This is a genomic window from Gordonibacter pamelaeae 7-10-1-b, from assembly GCF_000210055.1.
Classification (GTDB): Bacteria; Actinomycetota; Coriobacteriia; order Coriobacteriales; family Eggerthellaceae; genus Gordonibacter; species Gordonibacter pamelaeae.
Genome location: NC_021021.1, coordinates 3,236,567 through 3,237,453 on the forward strand (window position 1 = coordinate 3,236,567; position 887 = coordinate 3,237,453).

Genomic DNA, 887 nt, shown 5'->3' on the forward strand with positions numbered 1-887 from the left:
GGCCGGCGCCCGCCCCGGCACTCCGCACGCGGTCGGCCTTGCGCACGACCTTCTTCATGGTGAGCGAGAAGCCCTCCCCGCCGCCTCGCGGGCGCGCGGGCCGAGGCCCACCGTGGGGTACGTTCCCTCGGTTATGACGAGGTAGCCCCCGGCGGCCAGAAGCTCGATGACTTCTTTAACCTGTGCGGCGGAGGCATCCACCGTGTCGTAGCTGGCCGCCTCGTCCAGGTGCAGGTCCAGCACCTTCGCGCTCTTCGACCCGCGCAGCACGTCCACCACGAGCCCCTTGCCGAAGCGCCCGCGCAGCTCCTGCACGCAGCGCATGACCGCGCGCGCCGTATTCGTGACGTCCACGGCATCGAAGACCCCTTCGCAGTTGGAACAGTTGTTGCAGCCGTCGGCGGGAGTCCCGACGCCGCCCGCGGGCTCGTCGAGCGCGACGTAAGCCTCCTGAACCCTGCCCCGAGCCTCCGCGGGAGCCATCTCGTCCTCGCCGAAGTACTTGAGGATGTACCTGCGCAGGCAGCCCGTGGTATGGCAGTAGCCCACCATGGCCTCCAGCAAGCGGCGGCGCGAGGCGCGCACGGCGTCGGCCTCCTCGAGGGTGAGCTCCTCGTTGCCCGACTCCTGCTCGATAAAGAAGCGGCAGGTGGACACGTCGCCGTCGCTCCACAGGAGCATGCACGTGGACGGCTCGCCATCGCGCCCGGCGCGCCCGGCCTCCTGGTAGTACGCCTCGATGCTGCCGGGCATGTTGTGGTGCACCACATAGCGCACGTTCGACTTGTCGATGCCCATGCCGAACGCGTTCGTAGCCACCATGACCGGCGCGTCGTCGGCGATGAACGCCCGCTGGCTCTCGGCGCGCTCGGCGGCCGGCATGCCGG

At 69.9% G+C, this 887-nt stretch carries 1 pseudogene; it reads right to left on the minus strand.

From position 1 onward, the window contains the following. Positions 1-887 (minus strand): annotated as a pseudogene (locus GPA_RS14875) (RQC domain-containing protein); the annotation flags it as partial.